Below are 1,872 nucleotides of genomic sequence, written 5' to 3' on the forward strand. Positions count from 1 at the left end.
CGTAGTGTCAAGTAAACACTACTATTTTTTTGTTAAAACCTTTATATATCAAGGGTTGCATAGTCTTTATAAAACAAAAAACAATGACCCCCTGTTTTCTGTTATAATTTGAGTTACCACACAACAAATAAAAAGAAAGGTTGGTCATTGTTATGTCTCAAATTATAACTTATTTACTCGTATATAATCAATACTTACTTAATCAAATTTATGAATTAACTATATTTATCGCAAAATATATACCTATTAAGCAGTGGGCTTTTGAAGATTCTAACAGCCCAGCATATCAAAAACTTAAAATTGACAAGCTTCCCATTATTAAAAAGTTCATTAAGCAGGATTACAATTTTCTACTTGAATACTATCTTTGGAAATACGGTAAACCTGTAAAACCAGTTCGTCGCCGTAATGGTAAAACTATACCCGAAGATACGGCATGCCCTCTGTGTGGTGCTCCTCATCAATATATTTACGACAACAATGGCGGTAATGGTCAATACCAATGCAAAATTTGCAGTCAAACTTTTAGTACAGGTGAACAAATAACTTCACCATTAGTCCTTATCTGCCCTTATTGTGGACATACCTTGTCTGCTGTTAAAGACCGTAAACATTTTATTGTACATAAATGTATCAATAAAAAATGTTCATATTACATGGATAATCTTAAACTTCTTCCTAAGGATTTAGATCCTAAGGAAAAGTATAAATACAAACTCCATTACATCTATCGTGAATTTACGTTAGATTTCTTTTCTATGGATTTATACATGCTTCCTTCTTGGGCTACAAGTTTTAAGTTTAGAAAGAACAATGCTCATATTATGGGGCTTTGTCTTACTTACCATGTTAATCTTGGGTTATCCCTTCGAAAAACCGCTGAAGCCATGCGTGAAATCCACAATATTAATATCTCACATACTATGGTAGCTAGCTATGCAAGAACTGCCGCTGTATTGGTTAAGCCTTTCGTTGATACTTTTGATTACAAGCCTTCAAACAACTTGGCTGCTGATGAAACTTATATTAAAATTAAAGGTCTTAAGGCATATGTTTGGCTCATTATGGATACTGTTTCTCGCTCAATTCTTGGTTATCAGGTTTCTAATAGTCGTGATGTTGGTCCTTGTATCCTTACCATGAGAATGGCATTCGATAAATTTAAAAAATTCCCAGGTAAAGCCTTAAAATTCATTGCCGACGGTTACAGTGCATATCCTTTAGCTGCTCAACAGTTTAAAATTGAAAAAAAATGGGATGTTGATATTACTCAAGTTATTGGTCTTACTAATGATGATGCTGTAACTAAGGAACATCGCCCTTTTAAACAAAAGATTGAACGTCTTAACCGTACCTTTAAAGCATCCTACCGTGTTACTTGTGGCTATGGTACAGATGATGGTGCTTATTATGGTGTAAACCTTTGGGTTGCTTATTACAACTTTCTTCGCCCTCATGAGCTTTATGGACGTAAGCGTCCATTAAATGAGGTTGATATGCTTAAGGATGCAGGTAATATGCCGGGTAAGTGGCAACTTATTATATTTCTTGGTCAACAGGTCATCCTTAACACGCAGGAAACCAAGTCATCCTAACAAGTATCTGTTCTTAGATTTTAGAGCCAGAGGTAACTAGCCACCCTTTAGGGCTTGCCCTTGATGGCAGGACTAAACAATGCTAAAATGCTGTGAAGACGGCGCGAATGATTATCTGTTCTTGAGTTCCTTCGCCGTCGTTGCCAATCCCGCAGCATTGTTTTGGCATGCACTCAAGGGTGGCGACGACTAACGTAAAAGTAATTCTTTGCGATTTTCTAGGTGCTTTTGGTCTCTTTCTTTTGACCTTGTTTTTCATAGACTACTTTACACTATC

At 35.9% G+C, this 1,872-nt stretch carries 1 protein-coding gene; it reads left to right on the plus strand.

Annotation, left to right across the window (positions count from 1 at the left end):
* Nucleotides 1–152 precede the first annotated feature (152 nt).
* Nucleotides 153–1,595 carry a DDE-type integrase/transposase/recombinase gene (locus HZF24_RS18620; protein ID WP_179239882.1) on the plus strand — a complete coding sequence of 481 codons (1,443 nt, stop codon included), beginning with the start codon at nucleotides 153–155 and terminating at the stop codon, nucleotides 1,593–1,595.
* Nucleotides 1,596–1,872 lie beyond the last annotated feature (277 nt).

This window comes from Sedimentibacter hydroxybenzoicus DSM 7310 (assembly GCF_013403245.1).
Taxonomy (GTDB): domain Bacteria; phylum Bacillota; class Clostridia; order Tissierellales; family Sedimentibacteraceae; genus Sedimentibacter; species Sedimentibacter hydroxybenzoicus.

What these genes read in the sequence shown, in the direction of transcription:
- HZF24_RS18620 (WP_179239882.1), top strand. Translation starts at nt 153, where the DNA reads ATGTCTCAAATTATAACTTATTTACTCGTATATAATCAATACTTACTT.